The sequence below is a fragment of the Aquicella siphonis genome, assembly GCF_902459485.1.
GTDB classification, from domain to species: Bacteria; Pseudomonadota; Gammaproteobacteria; order DSM-16500; family DSM-16500; genus Aquicella; species Aquicella siphonis.
This window is the reverse complement of the sequence record NZ_LR699119.1, coordinates 609,712-631,020: the sequence shown is the minus strand read 5'-3', so window position 1 is coordinate 631,020 and position 21,309 is coordinate 609,712. Positions and strand designations below refer to the sequence as shown.

At 50.4% G+C, this 21,309-nt stretch carries 23 protein-coding genes and 1 tRNA gene; 4 read left to right on the top strand and 20 right to left on the bottom strand.

Going from position 1 to position 21,309, the window contains the following annotated elements; genetic code table 11:
* Positions 1-6: 6 nt before the first annotated feature.
* Positions 7-1,395 carry a C2 family cysteine protease gene (locus tag AQULUS_RS03030; protein WP_148338504.1) on the bottom strand — a complete coding sequence of 463 codons (1,389 nt, stop codon included), beginning with the start codon at positions 1,393-1,395 and terminating at the stop codon, positions 7-9.
* 266 nt (positions 1,396-1,661) lie between these two features.
* Here AQULUS_RS03030 and AQULUS_RS03025 point away from each other — a divergent pair, with 266 nt between their 5' ends.
* The 4 genes from AQULUS_RS03025 to AQULUS_RS03010 all read left to right on the top strand — a co-directional run bounded on the left by AQULUS_RS03025 (position 1,662) and on the right by AQULUS_RS03010 (position 4,217).
* Positions 1,662-2,045 carry a hypothetical protein gene (locus AQULUS_RS03025; RefSeq protein WP_148338501.1) on the top strand — a complete coding sequence of 128 codons (384 nt, stop codon included), beginning with the start codon at positions 1,662-1,664 and terminating at the stop codon, positions 2,043-2,045.
* A gap of 78 nt (positions 2,046-2,123) precedes the next feature.
* Entirely contained in the window at positions 2,124-2,363 is a 240-nt protein-coding gene (locus tag AQULUS_RS03020) for a hypothetical protein (protein ID WP_148338498.1), read from the top strand.
* 116 nt (positions 2,364-2,479) lie between these two features.
* Positions 2,480-3,643, top strand: coding sequence for an SGNH/GDSL hydrolase family protein (locus AQULUS_RS03015; protein ID WP_172622710.1), 1,164 nt, complete (start codon positions 2,480-2,482; stop codon positions 3,641-3,643).
* 208 nt (positions 3,644-3,851) lie between these two features.
* Positions 3,852-4,217, top strand: a complete 366-nt coding sequence (locus tag AQULUS_RS03010; RefSeq protein ID WP_197737280.1) for a nucleotide pyrophosphohydrolase — start codon at positions 3,852-3,854, stop codon at positions 4,215-4,217.
* A gap of 25 nt (positions 4,218-4,242) precedes the next feature.
* On the opposite strand, the gene AQULUS_RS03005 is transcribed toward AQULUS_RS03010, so the two are convergent.
* The 19 genes from AQULUS_RS03005 to ruvA form a co-directional block, all read right to left on the bottom strand.
* Positions 4,243-5,103, bottom strand: coding sequence for a phosphatase domain-containing putative toxin (locus tag AQULUS_RS03005; protein ID WP_172622709.1), 861 nt, complete (start codon positions 5,101-5,103; stop codon positions 4,243-4,245).
* A 155-nt stretch (positions 5,104-5,258) separates the two neighbouring features.
* On the bottom strand, positions 5,259-5,582 hold the full coding sequence (locus AQULUS_RS03000) for a chaperone modulator CbpM (RefSeq protein ID WP_148338489.1): 324 nt from the start codon (positions 5,580-5,582) through the stop codon (positions 5,259-5,261).
* A gap of 12 nt (positions 5,583-5,594) precedes the next feature.
* Positions 5,595-6,557: a DnaJ C-terminal domain-containing protein gene (locus AQULUS_RS02995; protein WP_148338487.1), complete on the bottom strand. Its 963-nt coding sequence runs from the start codon at positions 6,555-6,557 to the stop codon at positions 5,595-5,597.
* Between the two features lie 9 nt (positions 6,558-6,566).
* Positions 6,567-6,995 (bottom strand): universal stress protein, encoded by a 429-nt coding sequence (locus AQULUS_RS02990; RefSeq protein WP_148338483.1) that lies wholly within the window; start codon positions 6,993-6,995, stop codon positions 6,567-6,569.
* 65 nt (positions 6,996-7,060) lie between these two features.
* On the bottom strand, positions 7,061-9,652 hold the full coding sequence (clpB, locus tag AQULUS_RS02985) for an ATP-dependent chaperone ClpB (protein ID WP_148338480.1): 2,592 nt from the start codon (positions 9,650-9,652) through the stop codon (positions 7,061-7,063).
* A gap of 176 nt (positions 9,653-9,828) precedes the next feature.
* Positions 9,829-9,901: transfer RNA gene (locus AQULUS_RS02980), tRNA-Lys, on the bottom strand.
* Between the two features lie 165 nt (positions 9,902-10,066).
* On the bottom strand, positions 10,067-10,807 hold the full coding sequence (locus AQULUS_RS02975) for an SDR family NAD(P)-dependent oxidoreductase (RefSeq protein WP_197737279.1): 741 nt from the start codon (positions 10,805-10,807) through the stop codon (positions 10,067-10,069).
* A complete protein-coding gene (locus tag AQULUS_RS02970; protein WP_148338478.1) occupies positions 10,804-11,538 on the bottom strand; it encodes an SDR family NAD(P)-dependent oxidoreductase in 735 nt (244 codons plus the stop codon). Before AQULUS_RS02970 ends, AQULUS_RS02975 begins: the two co-directional genes overlap by 4 nt.
* 49 nt (positions 11,539-11,587) lie before the next feature.
* Positions 11,588-12,229, bottom strand: a complete 642-nt coding sequence (queE, locus tag AQULUS_RS02965) for a 7-carboxy-7-deazaguanine synthase QueE (RefSeq protein ID WP_148338475.1) — start codon at positions 12,227-12,229, stop codon at positions 11,588-11,590.
* A complete protein-coding gene (gene ybgF, locus AQULUS_RS02960; RefSeq protein ID WP_148338473.1) occupies positions 12,229-13,257 on the bottom strand; it encodes a tol-pal system protein YbgF in 1,029 nt (342 codons plus the stop codon). Before ybgF ends, queE begins: the two co-directional genes overlap by 1 nt.
* Before the next feature lie 6 nt (positions 13,258-13,263).
* On the bottom strand, positions 13,264-13,794 hold the full coding sequence (locus AQULUS_RS02955) for an OmpA family protein (RefSeq protein WP_148338470.1): 531 nt from the start codon (positions 13,792-13,794) through the stop codon (positions 13,264-13,266).
* Positions 13,795-13,877: 83 nt separating this feature from the next.
* Positions 13,878-15,185, bottom strand: coding sequence for a Tol-Pal system beta propeller repeat protein TolB (gene tolB, locus AQULUS_RS02950; RefSeq protein ID WP_148338466.1), 1,308 nt, complete (start codon positions 15,183-15,185; stop codon positions 13,878-13,880).
* 144 nt (positions 15,186-15,329) lie between these two features.
* Positions 15,330-16,856, bottom strand: coding sequence for a putative bifunctional diguanylate cyclase/phosphodiesterase (locus AQULUS_RS02945; RefSeq protein ID WP_148338463.1), 1,527 nt, complete (start codon positions 16,854-16,856; stop codon positions 15,330-15,332).
* 148 nt (positions 16,857-17,004) lie between these two features.
* Positions 17,005-17,865 (bottom strand): cell envelope integrity protein TolA, encoded by an 861-nt coding sequence (gene tolA, locus AQULUS_RS02940; protein ID WP_148338460.1) that lies wholly within the window; start codon positions 17,863-17,865, stop codon positions 17,005-17,007.
* 9 nt (positions 17,866-17,874) lie between these two features.
* A complete protein-coding gene (gene tolR / locus AQULUS_RS02935; RefSeq protein WP_408608924.1) occupies positions 17,875-18,330 on the bottom strand; it encodes a protein TolR in 456 nt (151 codons plus the stop codon).
* 5 nt (positions 18,331-18,335) lie between these two features.
* Positions 18,336-19,037, bottom strand: a complete 702-nt coding sequence (tolQ, locus tag AQULUS_RS02930) for a protein TolQ (RefSeq protein ID WP_148338457.1) — start codon at positions 19,035-19,037, stop codon at positions 18,336-18,338.
* Entirely contained in the window at positions 19,034-19,543 is a 510-nt protein-coding gene (locus tag AQULUS_RS02925) for a YbgC/FadM family acyl-CoA thioesterase (protein ID WP_197737278.1), read from the bottom strand. Before AQULUS_RS02925 ends, tolQ begins: the two co-directional genes overlap by 4 nt.
* The gene (ruvB, locus tag AQULUS_RS02920; protein WP_148338454.1) at positions 19,540-20,586 is read right to left on the bottom strand and encodes a Holliday junction branch migration DNA helicase RuvB; all 1,047 of its coding nucleotides are present in this window, start codon (positions 20,584-20,586) and stop codon (positions 19,540-19,542) included. The genes AQULUS_RS02925 and ruvB overlap by 4 nt, the downstream gene beginning before the upstream one ends.
* A complete protein-coding gene (gene ruvA, locus AQULUS_RS02915) occupies positions 20,586-21,191 on the bottom strand; it encodes a Holliday junction branch migration protein RuvA (protein ID WP_148338452.1) in 606 nt (201 codons plus the stop codon). Before ruvA ends, ruvB begins: the two co-directional genes overlap by 1 nt.
* Between the last annotated feature and the right edge of the window lie 118 nt (positions 21,192-21,309).

Sequence of the window (21,309 nt, the reverse complement as noted above, 5' to 3'; positions counted from 1 at the left end):
GATGAATTAACACTTGTTGCCGGAAACAAGCCTGCAATCCGCTTTCACTCGCTCATTCATTGCTTGCACCGTCACTGCAGAAAACGCATCAATGAATGCGAATGCCTGGCAAAAGTCGCTTAATTCCATGCGGGAAACAGACTGGTCTGTGGATTTGATTTTGACAACCCACTGTCTGACCGCGCCGCTCTGCAAAACATCTTCACTGGTGCGCCCGCCGCTGATAAACATTTTGGACAAAAACGAACGCGAAGCGCCGTGCGGGTTTTGCACAAAAATATATTTACGATGAGTTTCGGCGTTTTCTTCACAGCCTGTCACTGCGTAAGTATGCCTAGGCAGCAAGCCTTCCTTGAAATCCTCATCAGTGCTCACCGTCATGGGACAGTTTTGCCGCAAACGCTTTTGTATGGCGGTAAACAAATCCAATTCTTCACGGGAATATTCCCCTGTCAAAGCCGGGCCTGATAACACTTTTTCTTTCTCCAGCCAGGCCTTCACTTTACCCACCGCTTCTTCAGCTTCCACACTGATCGCGCAGGAAGAAAAAAACTCCCGCACATCCTGTTTGCAAACCGGATGACAACGCTGGATCAGCTTCATCCAGATGTCTTGCTTGCCTTGAATCCATTGCATCCATTGTTGAAATAAATTCAGATTATCCTGAAACACTTGCTGCGACATTCGTTTCTGAATCGCCCTGGGCGTGGAAGGTGTGAGACGCATTAATTCATTAAGCAAGTAAACCCCGTTGCCGTCAACATAGTCGCGCAAAGACGCCAGCGATTTAGCGCTCTGGAAAGGGAACGAACAATAACCTTCCAAAAAATATTGATTGCTTGCTCCTGCCAGCGCCGCCATGGCAGTGTGTGAAAATCCTTTCTCCAGTATGGAATATCGGCCTCCATGGAACGCGGCGTAGGCCTTTTCCATGAGTTTCACCCATAACGCCCCGCTGTTCAGGATGCCAAAATGATGAGGGACAGATTTTTCCAGCCGCATGAAGCGGGGTTTGTGATAATCATCAAATAACCGGACGACCACGGTGCCGCCCTCGTCTTTCATCATGCTCTGTATGCTTGCCGCGCCTTGTGGCAGCGCCAATATCGCGAGCAGCGACGCCAGCAAATAGCAGTCACCGGTTAATCCGCCCTGATTAATATCCTGGAAACAAGGCGGATGAAGAAACAAATCCTGACTGATTTTCGTATGAGTAATAGGTCTCAAAAGGGATTTTCCCTCAGGATCGGGACAGAAATGAACAGCAGCTTCTTCGGGAATATGCAGGGTTCCCCTGGCTGCGAATTCGGCGTCCGACTGATTTTCAGACATTCTGGTCTGCATTTCTATGGCATCCGTTTCCGGCGCCTTGTTCTCAAAAAATCGCAACTGCATAAATGAATCGTTATCCCGGCTGGCGGCAAAAAAAGGCGATTATATCCTCATTACCTGCGAAGTGCACAGGCACAAGACAAGGAAGACATTCCAAACGTTCCCGAAACAAGCAACATTATTGCAGCAAGACCGCAGCGCACCCTTGCTTTCCCATCTAAGTCATTGCTTATATTGTAAAAATTCCACATTCATCCCTTTGTTTGCATCAATCCGGGTCTTTTTGTATAATTTATATACATAATACAAAACGTTGGGTGATAAAATTGATGAAAAGCTTATTCTTTTTTGTGTCAGTTATCCTTTTTACACTATTCTCATCCAGTACTGTCCTGGCCGCTTCCTATCCGGATGGCGAAATCATTTTTTACAATGCATCAGATGACTTGATTACCGCCCAGGTCAGCTCCAGCAGCTTCGGTAAATTTACGCTCTCCGCCAACGAACAAAAGAATGTCGCATACAGTTCGCTCATGCAAGTGTGTTCATCCAATCCCACGAACTGCAAAGCACATTTCTATGTTAATAATGTTCCGGCAGGTTCAGCCACCATCAACGCGCTCACAGGCAAACTGGTGAAGATGAATCTTTCCATGAATATAGCGACCGCCAAAAACGCCCAGCAGGTTTTACGCAGAGTGGTTATTAAGTAGATCGGATGAATCAGGCCAGTCAGCGCAGACAATGCGGGAAATAAAATAAAACCCAAGAAAACAAGAGGAACTTCCAGCTTGCAACGCAATAACAAACCAACCATTTCACATTTCGTCATGATGGGAGACAGTCTTTCGGACCGCGGAACCATGGACCGCAGAAAACTGTTCGGCGTAATTCCCATGTCCTGGTTAAGCGGTCTGGCGGGGCGTTCGCCGCGCGGACGCTTTACAAACGGTTTTGCCTGGAGCGACTACATCAGCGCCATGCTGGCGGATGAATTCATCATTCAGCATGCGGAAAAAAAGGGCATTTAGGCGGACACAGAAAACACCACCTGGATGCCGCCGATGTCGCTGACGACATTCTGACAGGACGGAAACTGAATGCGAACCGAAAATTTTCGCATGAAGACAGTCTGGATGCGATGGACGTGGCTGATGAAGTCATCACTGACAGCCGGTTTAAAAAACGCATTCAAAACAGTTACACGCTGGACAATGATTTGCACGTTCAATATCAAGGACGCGATTTTGTAAGAAGTTACGATGAAGGCGGCCTGACTTCTCATGATTATAGCTGGGTGCCCAGCACTAGCGTCAGCCGGTTTTTCAGCCGCCTCATTTTATCGACCCTGAGTGAGAAACGGCAAAAATTAATGGAAGACGATCACAGGCATGCCGTCACCAAAAAACAAAAATCGGAAACGCTGGTAGTAGAGTGGTCCGGCGCGAACGACCTGATTACAGTAAACAGGGAGCCTTCACGAAAGGAAGCTGACCGCGCCATACGGGACCGGATCCGAAATGCAGAAAAACTCATCGCAAGTGGCTACCGGAATTTTGTCTTGTTTAATTTGCCGGATCTTTCACTCACGCCGCGCTATCAGAACAAGACCGGGCCTGACGGCGAGAATGAGCGCAAAAACGCGCATGAAGTGAGCCTTTATTTTAATGATAAATTAAAGCGGGCCTGTAAAAAACTGCGGAGAAAATACCCTCAATGCAAAATCGATGTTTTCGATGTCTGCTCCACCTTTACTGACATTTACAACGATACAAAAAACCAGACACACAAATATCCCGGCCATTTTGAAAAAGACAAACTGACCACGCCGTTCACTTCAGAAAAGCCTGAAATTCGCAACAACCTGTCACCAGCCACAGGATATATGTTCTGGGACGATGTACATCCGACCGCAGACATGCATGCGTTATTGGGCAATGAATTTTATAAAAAATACCGCAACAAGTTTCATTTCACCCAGCCGGTGGTGGATGCCAGGTCGCTGTGTGAGGCATTCAAGAAAAAATATAATGAAAAACTGGGCGACGATTTGTTTGGCCTGTTTGGCCTGTTCCGAAACGCGAATCCACCCCGTCTTGATCCAGAGAATCCCAGCCGTTCAATCACCATCATTTTGCGCCATGCCTTGTATGAAGGCGGCGGACGCACTAAAAAAGTCATCATGGAGTTGGGGTGGATTGATGACAAAGGCAAGATTAATGTCCAGATTCCGGCATTAAAAATCGCGAAGGCCGCCCTGGATTCAGAAATCTTTGCCCGCGACCGCAAATCACCGCATAGACGTTCGTAACCCCACTGTCTCACAGCCGCAAAACATGCGCCTTTCTTACCCGAAGGGCGCATGCATTCCTTCTCGCATCGTGAATAAACGCAGCAGATGAAACAATCCATCATTGTTTCGCTTTTCCTTCAAAATCCCTATTGCTTGAAACCCGGACACACAGCATAGTATATCTTTGGCTGAAATGAGTCTTATGACCAAAGCGGGAGGATAGGACTTGCCTGACATCATTGATTTTCTGCGTCTGAAAGCGCAGCTTCAGAATTTTGCCGATGCACGCGACTGGAATGGCTTTCATCATCCCAAAAATTTATGCATGGCGTTAAGCGTGGAAACAGCCGAGCTGGTGGAAATCTATCAGTGGATGACTGAAAGCGAGTCAAACAATGCCTGTCATGATCCCGTTGTCAGGGAAAAAACCGCGGAAGAACTAGCCGATATTCTGCTTTATCTCACACGCATCGCTGACCTGATGAAGATAAACATCAGCGAAGCCGTCGAAAAGAAGCTGGCGATTAACAATCAAAAATATCCCGCTGACACGGTAAAGGGCAGCGCGAAAAAATATAATGAATATTTCTGATTGCTGAAAGCGGTTACCGCGTCTATTAATCTGACTTTTCCAGCCATTGCGACCAGCTTGTCTGAAAATGATCCTGGTTGGTCTGGGCATATTCATAAAACCGTTTGATAAAGTTCAACCTGTCCACCGACAATTGATATTTGAAATGATTCCTGGCAGGCAGCTGGGTCAAATCCTTGCCGCCCAGCGCTTTCTGGCGCGCAAGAATATCACGCAGTGATACAGATTTGGCATTGCGCATCATGTCATACATCACCATGAAAACCGTCGTTCTGCCTATGCCGGCGCGGCAATGCAGGTAAACCCATTGATTGGGCGGCAGGTTTCTGACAAACGCGATAAAACGGTCTACCTGCTGGTTGGTTGGCGCATGATAATCCTGCACAAAAATACGTTTATATTTATGCCCCATACCTGTCACCAGTTCTTCTTCCGTCGTGGTTTGATGAACCATGTACTCAGCAGGTTTGACTGCGGCAATCTCGCCATTTTCCGATTTCTTTAAAATTTTATTCACCACAGCGATTTCCTGGCTGCCCAGGTCTACTAGTAACCGCGACTGGTCATTTTCAATTTCGCCGGGAGTTTTTCCAGCATTTTCCGCATTACGCGGCCCATACCAGCTCACGGCATTTCCATTCAACAAACCGTGCGACTCCTGCCGCAAGTCAATAACAGTAAAGCGTTTCACATTCAGCCTGCGCGCGGCTTTCTCCAGTGATGCCCGGGAAAACTGGCCGCTGCCAGCAATGTGCAACTCGGATAATCCGGTGATGTTCACATTCAAGGGCAGGGAGTCTGAGGTGGTGCGAAAATGTCTTGGCAGTTCGGGTGAATTGCGCATATCCATCACCAGCAGTGGTTGGGAATATCTGGCCCACGCCATAGTACTGACTCCAAGCAAAAAGAGACAAAGAATTCTCACTATCCCTGATTTTATCATGCGGTATAAACCTTTTATGATTGATATTTAGAGAACGTTCATCGAACTGTGTCATGCAGCCAAACAGTAGTCTTATGATGACATTCCGGCGTTCAGGTTTAACGCTTGCCAAACTGCCGTTCCAGAAACTCGGCGCGTGCGCGCAACGATTCCATTTCATCCAGCAAATCCAGGACCAGGGCAACGCCCGCCATATTGACTTCCAGATCATGTTGTAAACGCAGCGCCGTTTTAACCCGTTGCAGTTCTGCCAGGCCAAATAACGGCTGATCACGTCTGGATTGCGCCGGGTGAATAATTTCGTAAGCGATGAACTCCTGGACTGTATCAGGCGAGATTTGGCAGATAGAACATAATTCTTCCAGCGTCAGAGACGATTCATCGGAATAATCTGCAATAATCATCAACTCATGTTTTACCATAAAGAGAATCCCTCACGCTGGCCAGTCTTTGCGAGGATTAAACGGCATCACTTGTGCCATTTTCTCATATAGATGTCGTTGTTCATCTGTATGCGCCGGCGGTGTATGTATCTGCAATACGGCATATTGATCACCCGGAGCAGGCTTGCCTGGCATACCTCGTCCCTTGAGTCTGAGCTTTTGCCCGGACTGCGACCCCGGCGTCAGTTTCAAACCCACGCGTCCGCCCAGCGTCGGAATCTTGATTTCCGCGCCCAAGGCTGCTTCCCACGGTGTAACCGGAAGAGTCAAATACACATCACGGCCTTCAAGGGAATACAGTGAATGCGGTTGAATTTCAATTTCCAGATAAAGATCACCCGCATCTGCTCCGCCTATCCCTGGGCCACCCTGTTTCGCGAGACGCAATTGCTGCCCCTGGGATGCGCCAGGCGGAATGGTGACTTTAATCGTGCGCACCGCAGATCGCATAGCACCCGATGCGTCAACTTCCGGCATTTGCAGCTGCAATGTCTTTGTTACTCCATGAAACGCATCTTCCAGTGAAATACTGATCCTGGCAGTTTGATCATTGCCGCGCTGCCTGAAACCGCCGCCCGCGTGGCCTTGAAAATCCGGTCGTGCCCGGCCGAACAGGTTGGAAAAGAATTCGCTGAAACCGCCAAGATCACTTTCTGAAAAATCACCCATATCCTCTGTTGAATAATAACGGGTGCGTCCTTCCCAGTTTGGCGGCGGACGAAATTCCTGCCCCTGTTTCCAGTTGCTGCCGAGCTGATCGTATGCCATGCGTTTTTCGGGATCTTTTAAAACTTCGTAAGCTTCCTGCAAATTTTTGAATTTTTCTTCTGCGTTCGCTTCCTTGCTGACATCTGGATGGTATTTTCTGGCCAACCGTCTATAGGCTTGCTTGATATCATCCTGGGATGCGTTTCTTGGCACACCCAGGACTGAGTAATAGTCTTTATATTCCATGCAGGCAGATTATTGTTCTTCAGGTAGACGTACAGTCAGGACATCGCATTTGGCGCCGTGCAAAATGGCATTGGCTGTTGAACCCAGCAATAAGGACAAACCATGACGGCCGTGACTGCCGCAAATGATCAAGTCTGCGCTGATATCATCAGCCACCTTGAGAATTTTGGTTTTCGTGGGCCCCACTTCCACAAACTGGTCGTTCTTGCTTACATTCATTTTTTCACCCAGCTTTTCTATAGACTGCCGCGCCTCCGTAATCAGCTGGCCTTCAATGTCTTCTATGCCCAGATAAGCATAACTGTAGCCTGGCAGCGGTTCTACCACATGCACCAGGCTGAGTGTGGCACCCGTGAAACCGCGGATAGCACGTACTTTCTCAATGAGGTATTCGGTATCTTCGGTCAAATCCGTTGCAAACAGGATATGTTTATACATGATAGTCATCTCTCGCCCTAGTTAGTGGGAGCACCATCACTGTGCTCCCGCATATACATATTTGTTTATACCGTCGCCGTGGCTTTGGAAAAAACGATTTTGTCGTTCTGAAATCCAATATGGATTGTATCTCCTGGCACAAACTTTCCAGTTAGCATTTCCTGGGCCAGCGGATTTTCCACATGCTGCTGAATAGAGCGTTTCAAAGGCCGTGCTCCATACACGGGATCATACCCTGTCGCCGCCAAATAATCCAATGCTTCATCGGAAATGGATATGCCGTATTCACGCTCCGCCAGACGCGCGCGCAAACGGTTAATCTGGATCTTGGCGATGACTTTTATCTGTTCCTGATCTAATGGATGGAACACGACGATTTCATCGATGCGGTTGATGAATTCCGGGCGAAAATGCTTGCCTACCACATTCAACACTGCTTCTTTCATTTCAAAATAATCGCCATGCTTGGAAATATCCTGTATCAGTTCAGAACCCAGGTTGGATGTCATGGCAATAATAGTGTTTTTAAAATCTACCGTACGCCCTTGACTGTCTGTTAATCGCCCATCATCCAGGATTTGCAGCAATACATTAAAAACATCGGGATGGGCTTTTTCCATTTCATCCAGCAGGATGACAGAATAAGGTTTGCGCCTGACTTGTTCAGTCAGATACCCGCCCTCTTCATATCCCACATAGCCGGGCGGCGCACCCAGCAAACGAGATACGGAATGTTTTTCCATGAATTCCGACATATCCAGGCGTATGACCGCTTCTTCAGTATCAAATAAAAACTCGGCCAATGACTTGCATAATTCGGTTTTCCCGACGCCGGTCGGCCCCAGAAAGAGAAATGATCCTATGGGTTTGTTAGGGTCTGCCAGCCCGGCCCGCGACCGGCGAATGGCGTTACACACTGCTTTCACAGCCTGGCTTTGACCGACAATACGTTTATGCAGCGCGTCTTCCATTTGCAGCAATTTGGTTTTTTCACTTTCCAGCATTTTCGAAACCGGAATATGTGTCCACTTGGAAACCACTTCAGCAATTTCCTCATCCGTCACCCGGTTGCGCAATAAACGTGTTTCTTTTTTCTGGGAACCGGATGCGGCATCCGCAAGTTTTTTCTCCAGATCAGGAATGCGTCCGTACTGCAGCTCTGCCATGCGCGTCAAATCACCGGCACGGCGCGCGCTTTCAAATTCCGTGCGCGCTTTCTCCAGCTCAGTCTTGACAGATTGCGCATCCTGCAAGCTGCTTTTTTCAGCCTTCCAGATCGTTTCCAGTTTTTTATATTCTTCCTCCAGCTTTTGCAAATCGGACTCAAGCTTTTCCAGGTGTTTTTTGGAACCTTCGTCCTTTTCCTTTTTCAGCGCTTCGCGTTCAATTTTCAACTGTATGATGCGGCGTTCGAGATTATCCATCATTTCCGGCTTGGAATCGATTTCCATGCGTATATTGCTGGCAGCCTCATCAATCAAATCAATCGCCTTGTCTGGCAGGTTTCGGTCTGTGATGTATCTATGCGATAAAGTCGCAGCAGCGACAATGGCAGCATCAGTGATTTCCACGCCATGGTGCACTTCATAGCGCTCCTTGAGTCCGCGCAGGATGGCAATAGTGTCGGTCACTGAAGGCTCTTCTACCAGGACACGCTGGAAACGCCGCTCCAGGGCCGCGTCTTTTTCTATGTATTTTCTATATTCATCCAGCGTGGTTGCGCCCACGCAGTGCAATTCTCCGCGCGCCAGCGCCGGTTTCAGCATATTGCCGGCATCCATGGAGCCTTCTGCCTTGCCGGCGCCCACGACTGTATGCAGCTCATCGATAAACAGAATGACTTGTCCTTCTTGCTTGGATAATTCTTTCAATACTCCCTTCAGACGCTCTTCAAATTCACCGCGAAATTTCGCGCCCGCGATTAACGCACCCAGGTCCAGAGAAAGCAGCCGCTTATCACGCAGCCCTTCGGGCACTTCACCGTTGACTATGCGCTGCGCCAATCCTTCCACGATCGCGGTTTTACCCACGCCTGGCTCGCCTATCAGAACCGGATTGTTTTTCGTGCGTCGCTGCAACACCTGAATGGTGCGGCGAATTTCAGCATCACGTCCTATCACGGGATCAAGCTTGCCCTGACCAGCCAGAGCCGTCAGATCAATCGTGTATTTTGCCAGGGCATTACGCTGGTCTTCGGCATTCGGATCTTCAACCTTTTGCCCGCCGCGTTCCTCGTCTATCGCTTTTTCCACAGTGGATTTTATCGCGCCGCACTTGCGCAGGATATCGCCCAGCGTTCCATTGTCTTCGGTCGCAGCAAGCAGAAACAATTCACTGGATATGTACTGGTCCTTACGCTTTTGGGCAAGCTTGTCTGTCAGATTCAATATTCGGTTCAATTCATTGGAAACGTGCACTTCACCGCCGGTGCCTTCCACTTTTGGCAGACGCTTGATGGCCGAATCCAGCTCGGAGCGCAATTTTGAAGTATTGACGCCCGCTTTGGACAGAATGGAAGAAACGCTGCCGCCCTCCTGATCCATTAATGCTTTTAACACATGCATAGGCTCAATCACGGCGTGATCATTACCCAACGCGAGTGATTGCGCGTCTGCCAACGCCGTCTGGAACTTACTGGTCAATTTGTCCATGCGCATTCAGTCAACCCTCTAAAGATTATATTTCTAAAGATAAGGTCAGTTTCAGAAAGTTCAAGTCAACATTATACACCATGAATGGATTGCGCGTTTGCAGCCCAATGGCAAGCCAGGCATCTCCTGGACAGCAAACTGTTCGCTTTTTTTGCAGAAACACAAATAGAGAGGATTTCAAGTGGGTCGTCTGCGATTCGAACGCAGGACCAACAGGTTAAAAGCCTGCTGCTCTACCGACTGAGCTAACGACCCGGCATGATGGACAACAAAATGATAAACAAACATCACTCTGGCAGAGCCGCATATATTACTGATTCTCAGAAAAATATCAACGATTAGAAGCGGCTGATGGAAAAGAATCGTGAAACAGGGCCCATTCCGAGCTGTCAGCGCCTGGATCTTCTTTCGAGAACAGGCTTATGCCAGCACTCCGCCGTCCAGAACCAGCGCCTGCCCCGTCATGCCTGCGCCCGCTTCGGAAGCAATCAGGAAATAAGCCAGGTCCGCTACTTCATGCGGTTCAATGAATCGCCCCAAGGGAACAGACTGCGCAAGACTGCTTTCTTTCAATCCTATGTCACGCATGCGGTTTACCGCCATGTCCGTGCGTACCCATCCCGGGCAAATCGCATTGACCGTAATGTGCCGCGGAGCAAGATCATGCGAAAGCGCCCGGGTCAATCCCACCACCCCGTGTTTGGCGGCACAATAAGCCCCGGCTTGCGGAACGCCTTTAAGGCCCAAGACAGAAGCGATATTGACGATGCGGCCTGTCATATCCGGCAAATGCGCCAGGGCAGACTGACAGACATAATAAGTTCCATTGAGATTTACACTGATGACACGGTGCCAGTTCTCAATGTCTTCGTCAGGTCCCAAACTTTCAGACCCCGCCAGACCGGCATTATTAATGACTGCATCCAGGCGGCCAAACCGGGAAATGAGTGCGTTAATCACCGCGCGCACCTGCGCCGGATCAGACACATCACACACCATGCCCCAATCCGCCCCGCTTCCCCGTACGCCTTCCTCTGTGGTTGAACAGGTTGCCGCCCGCCAGTCATGGGATTGAAATTTTTCTACTATCGCCTTGCCAATGCCGCGAGAGCCGCCAGTCACAAAGACGACCCGGTTATCCAGCTTGTCGTGTATCATCATTGTGCTACAAAACCTCCATCAACAGACATTACCGTACCCGTCACAAAAGAAGCGGCATCCGACGCCAGAAATACAATGGCCCAGGCGATTTCCACCGGGGCAGCGAAACGATTCAATGGCACACTGCTTTGGTAAACGGATTCCTTGTTCGCGGAAAATTGCTCGGGATATCGCTCATGCAATTCATTGATGACACGCCGCAGCATGGGCGTGTCCGTGCTGCCCGGCGCCACACAATTCACGCGTATGCCATGCGGCCCCCAATCCAGGGCGGCGCTCTTTGTTAATTGCGCGACTGCTGCCTTGCTCGCCCCGTAGACGGCGCTGACCCGTTTGCCGACGAAGGCCTGATCACTGGCATTATTCACAATCGCGCCCCTTTTTTTCTTCAGCATGTAGGGAAGAACAGCCTGCATCAGGAATAAGGGCGCCTTGAAGTTAACAGAAAATACCTGGTCCACGTCTTCAACACGGGTTTCAAGAATATTACCCATGACGGTGACACCCGCGTTATTCACCAGGATATCGATGTTACCGCCTTCTTTTTGCGCGACCGCATCGACATGAGAAACAATCCCGGACGTATCCGCGAGATCCACTTCAGGCAAGTCAAACCCGTAAACACGCGCGCCCAATTGCTGCAATAATTGGTAAACCGCTAACCCGATTCCAGCTTTGTGTCCTGTCACAATAGCAACCCTGTCCTGGATGCCTGGCAATAAAAATTTCAATCAAACATTCTCCTGATTAATCCTGATCCGGCCTGATGAGCATGTGGTTTTATTTTCCGGCAACATCACCCCACAGATATTTATGCAGCTGGATTTGCAGTCGTACCGGTAATTGATCATGCAGGATCCAGTCTGCCAGTTCCCCGGCTTTCAGTTGATGATAACTGGGAGAGAATAATACATGACACCGGGACGCAAGCCGGTATTGATCCATGATTTGTTTGGCCCATTCATAATCCGCCTGATCACAGATAACAAATTTGATCTGATCATGAGGAAGCAGGTGAGCGAAATTAGCCCAGTCATTTTTTTCACTCTCTGACGAACCCGGTGTCTTGACGTCTACCACCTTGATGACGCGCGGATCCACTTGAGCAACCGATAACGCGCCGCTGGTTTCAAGCGAGACTTCATATCCCTCATCACACAAGCGGGTTAAAAGTGACAAACATGATTTCTGCGCCAGCGGCTCACCGCCTGTGACAGTGACATAACGGACGGTATATTTTCTTACTTCCGCCAATACCGCTTCTTTCTCCATCCATTGACCGCCCTGAAAAGCATAGGCGGTATCACAATACTGGCATCGCAGCGGACATCCTGTTAAACGCACAAAGACAGTCGGGAGTCCGACTGTCCTTGTTTCACCCTGCAAAGAATAAAAGATTTCAGAGATGCGCAGCCTGTCCACTAATGGCCCGCTTGTTTGATCTGCTTGAGCTGTTCCGCAGCCAGTCTTGCAGATGCGGATCCGGGATAACGGTTAACCACTTTTTTCAACGCGGTCTTGGCATCAGGCCACTTGAATTGGGAAGCCAGTATCATTCCTACTTTCAACTGTGCGTCAGACACACGCGGACTATCCGGATAAGTCTGGACTACGGTATTGAATTCACTCAATGCCTGGTCATTTTTACCCATCAGCCCAAACAATTCTCCCAGCCAATAATGCGCATTTGAGGCAAACTGCCCGGATGGATATTTTTTCAACATACCCTGCAGAGCGCTTACCGCTTCATTATATTTTTTTGCCTTGATCAGATTGTATGCTGTCTGGTAAATCTGTTGTTCTTCGGCAACATTGGGCTGGTCTCCTGCTGATTTTTCAAGCCCGACTGACGTACTGGCTGCCACTGGGGCGGAAGACTTGGCGCTTTGTTTGGATGACGCGGACTTCACGCTGGTCTTGCCTATTGCAGATGGAAGAGTTGCGTCCGGGCCAGGAACGGATGGCGCCTCAGCCGTAGCCGCGGCAGGGCGTGATTCGGGTTTCACAGCTCCCGTATCACCCTGCGCAATCCGCTTGTCCAAATCCGAATACATGGCTTTCTGCTGGTTTTGCATCACTTCAAGTTCATGCGTCAACTGCTCAACCAGTCCGCGCAAGGTCTGCACCTGGTTCTGCAACGACTCGATACGCGAAGCGGCATCGCTGGTCTGCATATTGTTGACTTGCTGCTCAATCCGCTGCACCCGCTGTTCCATGCTAAGCGATGACGCAGGCTGTTGCGCAGGTCCCATAGGCACAAAAGTGCCCGCGCTTTCCTGGCCCGGCGGTGGAGGCGGCGGAAGATATTGATCCGGTACGCCTTCATCCGGCATTTCCTGCTGAATGGTATCGGCATCATAGACTGGCGCAGATTCCGCGAATACGGGCACAGCAAAGCTTAGACATAATGCCATGCCCATGATTTTGATTATCCGTGTAGAAGTCAGCATAAATGACTACTTCAGATAGACAAGAACGACACGGCGGTCTTGGCGGTAATCCGCTTCCGTGTGACCGGGAGAAGCAAGCTTTTCCGCGCCATAGCTGACAACCCGGATTTGCGCGGGGCTGACACCTTTGGCGGTGAGTATGCCGGCAACCGCATTTGCGCGGCGCTCGCCCAGACCGATATTGTATTCACGGCTGCCGCGGGGGTCAGTGTGACCTTCCAGCATCACCTTGCTGCCCGGATGGCTGAGCAGGTAGTTGGCATTCGCGAGAATAGCCGGCTTGTCATCATCGTGGACAATATTGCTGTCATAATCAAAATAATAGACGCGATTGGACAAGAGGCGTTCGCCCCCGTTTGCCCTGTCGCCAAAGCCGGATTCATGACCCAGGCCGGACGCATGCGCCCCGCCATTGCTGTAAGCGGCATTGGCAGCATCAATCGCGGATTGATCAGGCTTTTTATGAGAGGAACAAGCCGCCAGTGTTAACACACTGCAGCCAACCAAAACCATTTGCATCCATTTTTTTATTTCCATGTTCTCCCCCTGTCACCAAAAAGTAAGTTAAGCAAAAGTATACCTTGAAATACCCACTTATCAAGACCGCATGAAGCAGGCCTTTAACCCATAAACGGCGACCACGCCGGATCCTGGGCTTCCCCATTCCGCGCGGGCAGCCGCAGCTGGATACGGCCGTCGGTTGAAACCATCGCCAGCACATTGCGGCCGCCATAAACGGTATCATAAAGAATCATGCTGCCGTTGGGAGCAATGCTGGGCGAGGCACTGTCTCCCGCCGAGCTGCCCAGCACCCGCATGGTGCCGGTGTCCAGATCCAGAAGGCCGATATTATAAATACCGGATACCTTGTGAATCATGGCAATATATTTTCCATCCCGGGTAAACGAAGCACGCGCGTTATAATCACCATCGAATGAAACACGCGATGACGCGCCGGAAGCCAGATTGGCCTGGTAAATTTGTGGTCCGCCGCTGCGATTTGAAGTATACAGCAGGGATTTTCCGTCCGGCGCCCACGCGGGCTCCGTATTGATGTAATAATCACGCGTGATCTGAGTCAGGCTGCCAGACCCTATGTCCATGACATAGATGTTGGGCGAGCCGCTTTTGGATAATACCAGGGCAAGCCTGCCGCCATCGGGCGACCAGGCCGGCGCCCCATTAATGCCGGGGAACTCGCTCAGCAGACGCCGGCCGCCGGTCATGACATCCTGCAAATAGATTCCCGCCTTGCGGTTTTCAAATGATACATAGGCAATCTGGCGTCCGTTGGGCGACCATGAGGGAGACATGATGGGTTCCGGTGAATTCAGGAGCGGACGGGGGTTATAGCCATCCTGGTCAGAAACTTCCAGAATATAGCGCGGTGCCGCGTTAACCGGCCGCTGAATCACGACATAAGCGATTTTGGTCGAAAAAACACCGCGTACGCCGGTAATGCGCTCGTAAATCAAATCGCTGATGTGATGAGACAGCTTGCGCAGTTCCCCGCCGGATACAGTATAGTTTTTTTCCAGAACAACACGTTCAGCACCCTTGCCGCGAAACATGTCCAGCAGCTGAAACCTGACATTATAGCGGTCGCCGGAAAGCGCATTCACCTTGCCAATCACCACATTGTCCGTGCCCAGCCGCCGAAAATACTCCACGGACACCTGGTCAGCCTCACTGGGAAATTCACTGAGTGCATTACGGCCAAACACCTTAAAACGTCCGCTATTAGTCAAATCATTGGTCACTACCCCGGACACATCCTGGGGCGCATCAGCAGCGCCGGCGAAAGGCACAACGGCCACGGGAATCGCACCAGCGACACCCCGGGTCAACTCCATGCTCAAGATGGCGGAAGCGGTATAAGGGAGAGTGATGGTCACGACAAATAAAATCAGGCTCAAAATTTTGCGCATATCGGGATTACCTCTTTCTATCGGGTGTTTTATATCACATCTCTGGTCATTTTTCAGCTATTCCCGCGGACTGAGCCGATCTGACGAGACGGCGCAATACACCCGGCACAGACATAGGACTTTGGACAACTTAAGAATCGCTCATTACCGAAGAGACTGTGCTTCCATGACATCCGCTTCGGAACAAGGCTCGCCCAGATGCCGGCCTTGCATCAGATAACAACCCAGTCCGCTCAGAATCGACAACTGCTGTTCGTCACTCACCCCCTGAATGATCAACGGCGAGGAAAGACTATCTCCCAGCACAGCCAGCGCCTTGACCAGTTTCCTGGCCCGGCTGTTCTGCTGTATATCCTCTATCATGGAGGGATGGAGTTTGAGATAGTTAGCAGGAAAGTGCTTGAGACAGTACAAGGATAGCGGTTCGGCGCCAAAATCATCGATCGCCACCTTGATGCGCAGATAATCCAGCATGTTAAACGCCTTGTCCAGCGCATCCGCACCGATTTGGCCAGCACTCTCCTTGATCTGAAGCAACAGCCATTCCGGCTTGAAATCGAGTTCCCGGATAATTTGTGAAACTCGATAAATAAAATGCGGATGCTTTAACTGTGTAAAGGACAATGACAAACCTAACAATGCCGGTTCAAACCCCAGCGAGCGCCAATGAAGAAACTGTTTGCAGGCTTTTTGCAGCACCCACTCGGAAATCACATTCAATTTGCCCTGTTTTTCAGCATGAATGAAAATCTCTTGCGACTCAATCAGGCCCAGCAGCGGATGATGCCAGCGCACCAAGGTCTCCATGCAAAAAACGCTATGGCTATGAACATTCATGATCGGTTGATAATAGATCTCAAGTTCCTGAAGCATGGACTCATTCATCAGATGGGTGGAGAGCACGAAATCCCGCTGGCTGTTGACAGGCTGCTGCTCTTGATAAAACTGATAAACCTGATGCCCTTTTTTCTTGGCCATGGTCAAGGCCTGATTCGCGTTGCGCAGTAATGAAGACGCATCCTGTGCGTCCGCAGGATAAATGGCTATCCCCACACTGGCGGTGACGTAAATCGAATGTTCGCCTGCCCGGATAGGTTGATCCAGTGTTTGCAGCATGCGCCGGGCTATCATCGCGGCGGTTTCCGGCTTGCTTAACTGCGTCAACAGGGCGACAAAAATATCCTTGTCAAGACGGCTGAGTGTATCGACCTGCCTAATGCAGGAACGCAGCCTTCGGGACACTTCCAGCAAAACCGCATCGCCGGTTTCATCACCCAGCGCGTTATTAATCACATTAAAATCGTTAATATCAATATATAAAACCGCCAGGTTAAATTGATAGCGGTCGCATTCATTCAGGTTCTGACGCATACGGTCGGCAAATAATTCGCGTCCGGGCAGATGTGTCACAGGATCTTCAATCGCATGATGCAGCCGGGTTTGCAATTCAGTCAGCTGCTGCGTCAGCGCAGACCCGGTCTGGCGCAGACCAGCCAGTTCTGTTTCCGCGGCCACAGCACGGCTTTCAGCCTGCCGTGCCAGGCTTTTGATTTTGAAACAGGCATAAACCAGCGCCGCAAAAGCGATGACCAGGATTAAAAACAAGAGTATCAAGACGGCCGTCTCCCTGTGCACAGATTGTTTCCGCAGGCCTTGGAACCCATTTTCCATTCCCGCCTTGCCCGGCGCATCCGGATACAGGCTGTATCCTGCGCATTGGCCAGAATTCACAGACACTGACAAATACTATACCGCCCGCCAGGAGAGATGAAAAATGTTTATTTCGACGTCTGCACTCTGGCAGACAGCGGCTATGGTTTTAACCGACGCCCAACCCGCCATCCAGGACATTTTCAGGCTTCACCTTGAGAACAAACTGTCTGAAGGCTTCAAACGCGGAGGATTCGGACGGAACAGGCAAGGGCGAGGCTTTTAATACCGCCGCGAGCGCCGAACTATCAAGTGAAGGATCGCCGCTGGATTTTGTCACTTGCACATCCAGTACCGCGCCGCCGGGCGCGACACGTATCATCAGTTCACAATACAGACTTTTGTTGGCTTGCGTGGGAATAATCCAGTGTTCACTAATGGCTTGCAGTATCAATGCCTTGTACTTGTTGACCTCACCTTGCGACAAATGCATTTCAGCGCTTTTCAGACGTATATCTTCATTCATGATTTGCTGCCGCAGGGTTTGCTCCGCCTGTTCGCGCAGGGTTTTCTGAAACTGTGACTGCAATTTTTTTTCTTTCAGTTTCTGCTTGTCCGTCTGCTTCTTAATATCCGCCAGTAAATCCTTGCCGAAAATATCGGGTTTTTTTAATGCTTCCAGCGCTTTTTGCTGCTTCAGCTTTTTCTTGTCTTCAGGCTTTTTCAGCGCGATGACTTCTTTCTCTACCTGTGCAGGAACTTGCTGTCTGACCGGCTGCGGCTTGGGCGCCGGATCAGGTTTTTCCCTGACCGGCTGGCGCACGGGTCGGGAAGCTAGTTGTCTGGGCAGTATCCTGCTTTTATCCGTGTCTCCCAGAACCACCGCGCTGATCACATCTTGTTTGTTCGTATTTTCAAAAACCGGCAAGGTGGCGGCGCGCTCAAAGCTCAATACCAGCACACCCAGAATAACGATATGAAAAACCGTCGAGAAAACAAAGTATTTGTTAGATTCTTGAGGTGCCGCCATGTTACCCCGTCAACTCACTGTTTTTTCCGCAGAGGCTGGCTGTGTGATTAATCCGACACTTTTGGCGCCGGCCTGCTGCAGCAGCACCATGGCTTCCACAACCTTGCCGTAATTCACACTCTTGTCGCCGCGCACCAGAACCGGCCGCTGTTCCGCTCCCTGCTGTGCAGACAACTGGGTCGTCACAAGATGACTGAGCGTGCGCGCAGTAATGGGCTGGTTAGGCTTGTCAGAGAGATTCAGATAATAATTACCCGAGGAATCCACCGTTACAATCAGGGGTTCTTTTTGCTGCTCAGGCATGGCCTTCGCTGCTGTTTTTGGCAATTCCACTTTCACACCCTGTGTCAGCAAGGGCGTGGTAATCATGAATATCACCAGAAGCACCAGCATGACGTCAATGAAAGGCACGACATTGATATCAGACATGGGGCGCCGTGATCCGAGTTGGTGCATGTGCGCCATAATAATTACTCCACTGCTTCGAGTTTGGCAGTATTATGCTGCGACTGCCGGATAAGAATGTTGGTAAATTCTTCTTCAAACGCGTCAAACCGGTTCATCAACCTGCCGATGTCAGTGATAAAACGGTTGTAAGCAATCACCGCCGGAATGGCCGCGAACAATCCCAGTGCTGTTGCGATCAAGGCTTCGGCAATGCCGGGCGCGACCATGGAAATAGTCGCCTGCTGCACATTGGCGAGAGCGCGAAATGCCTGCATGATACCCCAGACCGTTCCAAACAGACCAACGTAAGGACTGGTCGAACCCACAATGGCGAGAAACGGCAAATGGGCTTCCAGTTTGTCCTGTTCACGCATTTGCGCGACACGCATGGCGCGTCTGGTATTTTCCATCACCAATTCCATGGTGGCGCCAGCCTGTTTGCGAAAACGTTGAAACTCCTTGAAACCGGCGTAAAAAATCGCTTCTAATCCTTCCAGGGATCCACGCCCTCTGCTGCCCGCAGAGTACAGCTTGGACAAATCTTCCCCCGACCAGAATGCCTGCTCGAATTTGCCCGCCGCCTTGTCGATGTCTTTCAGATAAAATCCACGCTGCAAAATATAGGTCCAGGAAAAAATCGAGGCACCAACCAGGATCAGCATGACAATCTTGACCACCAAACTGGCATGTATAAAGTAACCTAACAAACTGGCATCATAATTCACGATAATGATCTCCGAATCGACTCTAAAATGGGTGCTTCCGGTATGGCCCTCGGCAGCATATCTTTATCAACACAGGCAATCTTAATTTCCGCCCTGCATAATATTTTATCGGGCATACTGTCCAAGCGCAAACACTGATCGAAAATAATACTGGCAGCCCGCACCGAAAGAATCCTGCTCACCACTTCAATGCGGTCATGCAGCCTCGCAGGCTGCATGAACTGGATACGCAGAGAGTGGACCAAAAAATGAACGCCTGCGGATTCACGCCAGTCAGCGCCTATGCCCAGGGAATCTATCCATTCGGAACGGGCGCGCTCCATGAATTTAAGGTAATTCGCATGATACACCACACCGGTACAGTCCGTATCTTCAAAGTGAACCCGTAATGGATAAAAATGTTCGTTCATCATCACCACCCTGTTGTCCTGCTCTGCCACCTGACCTGCCCGCGCCCAACCTGCTTCTAGCAGCCATGAATCCGCCCGGTTTCGGGATAGTTTCATTCCACACTCTCAAAGAGACTGGCTGTCTGAGGGACCTGCAGCTTCTCGGGTGTTTTTAATCCGAAATGCGTATATGCCTGTTTTGTCGCCATACGTCCGCGCGGGGTCCGCAGCATGAATCCCTGTTGTATCAAAAAGGGTTCAATCACATCTTCAATCGTGCCTTTTTCTTCATTGATAAACGCAGCCAGACTTTCCAGACCCACCGGGCCGCCGCAAAAATTTTCCATTAGCGCCAGTAATAATTTTTGATCCATAACATCAAAACCCTGGCTGTCCACATTGAGAAAATCCAGTGCGTGTCTTACGATCTCGCGTGTAACGCTGCCATTGGCTTTCACTTGCGCGTAATCCCGCACCCTTCTTAACAGGCGGTTGGCGATGCGCGGTGTTCCGCGCGAACGGCGCGCGATTTCTTCCGCGCCCAACTGATCAATGGCAACATTGAGAATTTGCGCTGAGCGAATCACGATCTGCGTAAGAGCAGGTATCTGATAAAATTCCAGCCGCTGCACGATACCAAACCGGTCACGCAGGGGAGAAGTCAACAGACCGGCGCGCGTGGTCGCGCCTATGAGCGTGAATTGCGGTAAATCCAGCTTGATGGAACGCGCCGCCGGCCCTTCCCCTATCATGATGTCAATCTGATAATCTTCCATGGCAGGATACAACACTTCTTCCACCACGGGACTCAGACGGTGAATTTCGTCTATAAATAAGACGTCTCCTGCCTGCAGGTTGGTCAACAGGGCGGCGACATCCCCAGGCCGCTCCAGCACCGGGCCTGAAGTCTGTTTCAGCCCCACCCCCAGTTCATTCGCGATGATATTGGCCAGCGTTGTCTTTCCCAAGCCCGGCGGCCCGAAAATCAGCACGTGATCCAGCGCGTCGCTGCGAGCTTTCGCCGCGCGAATAAAGATATCCATTTGCTCGCGCACGGAATCCTGGCCTATATAATCGCATAGCTGCCTGGGGCGCAGCGCGCGGTCAACCGGATCATTTTCCTGTTGTTCCGGCGCGATTATCCTGTCGGTCTGCATCATTACATCATCTCCCGTAACGCCCTGCGTATCAGTTCTTCGCTGCTTGCCGCGCCATCATCAATCCGGGTAACCGTGCGGTTGGCTTCCTGCTGCTTGTAGCCCAACGCAACCAACGCCGCGATGGCGTCTTGTAAAACCTGATGACGGCCTTGTGTATCCTGCTTCAGCAAATCCGCCCCATTCACTGGCACCGCCTGGCACCAGTCTGAAAGCTTGTCCCGCATTTCTATTACCAGACGTTCCGCCGTTTTTTTACCTACCCCGGGCAAACGCACCAGGCTCGCGGTGTCGTTGTTCAACACGCAGCGCACGAATTCATCGGGTGCGATACTGGATAAAATGGTCAGCGCGAGGCGCGGACCAACGCCGTTCACTTTTAACAGCGTACGAAACAATAACCGCTCGTCGCGCGTATAAAATCCATAAAGATGATGCGCATCTTCACGCACCACGAAGTGCGTAAACAAGGTAATTTCCTGGCCCGGATCCGGCAATTGATAAAACGTGCTCATGGGAGCATCGATTTCATATCCCACGCCCTGGACATCCACCAGTAATTGTGGCGGTTGCTTTTCCAGAATGATGCCGCGTATTTGTCCAATCATGTGCCGTGAAATCCTTGCCCGAATGATCCCTCAATGATATAGGCTGCACAGGAGTTTTCAATAAACAATTGATATTCTTTCCCACAGCACAGCATAGCTGTGCTGGACAGGGGTTGAT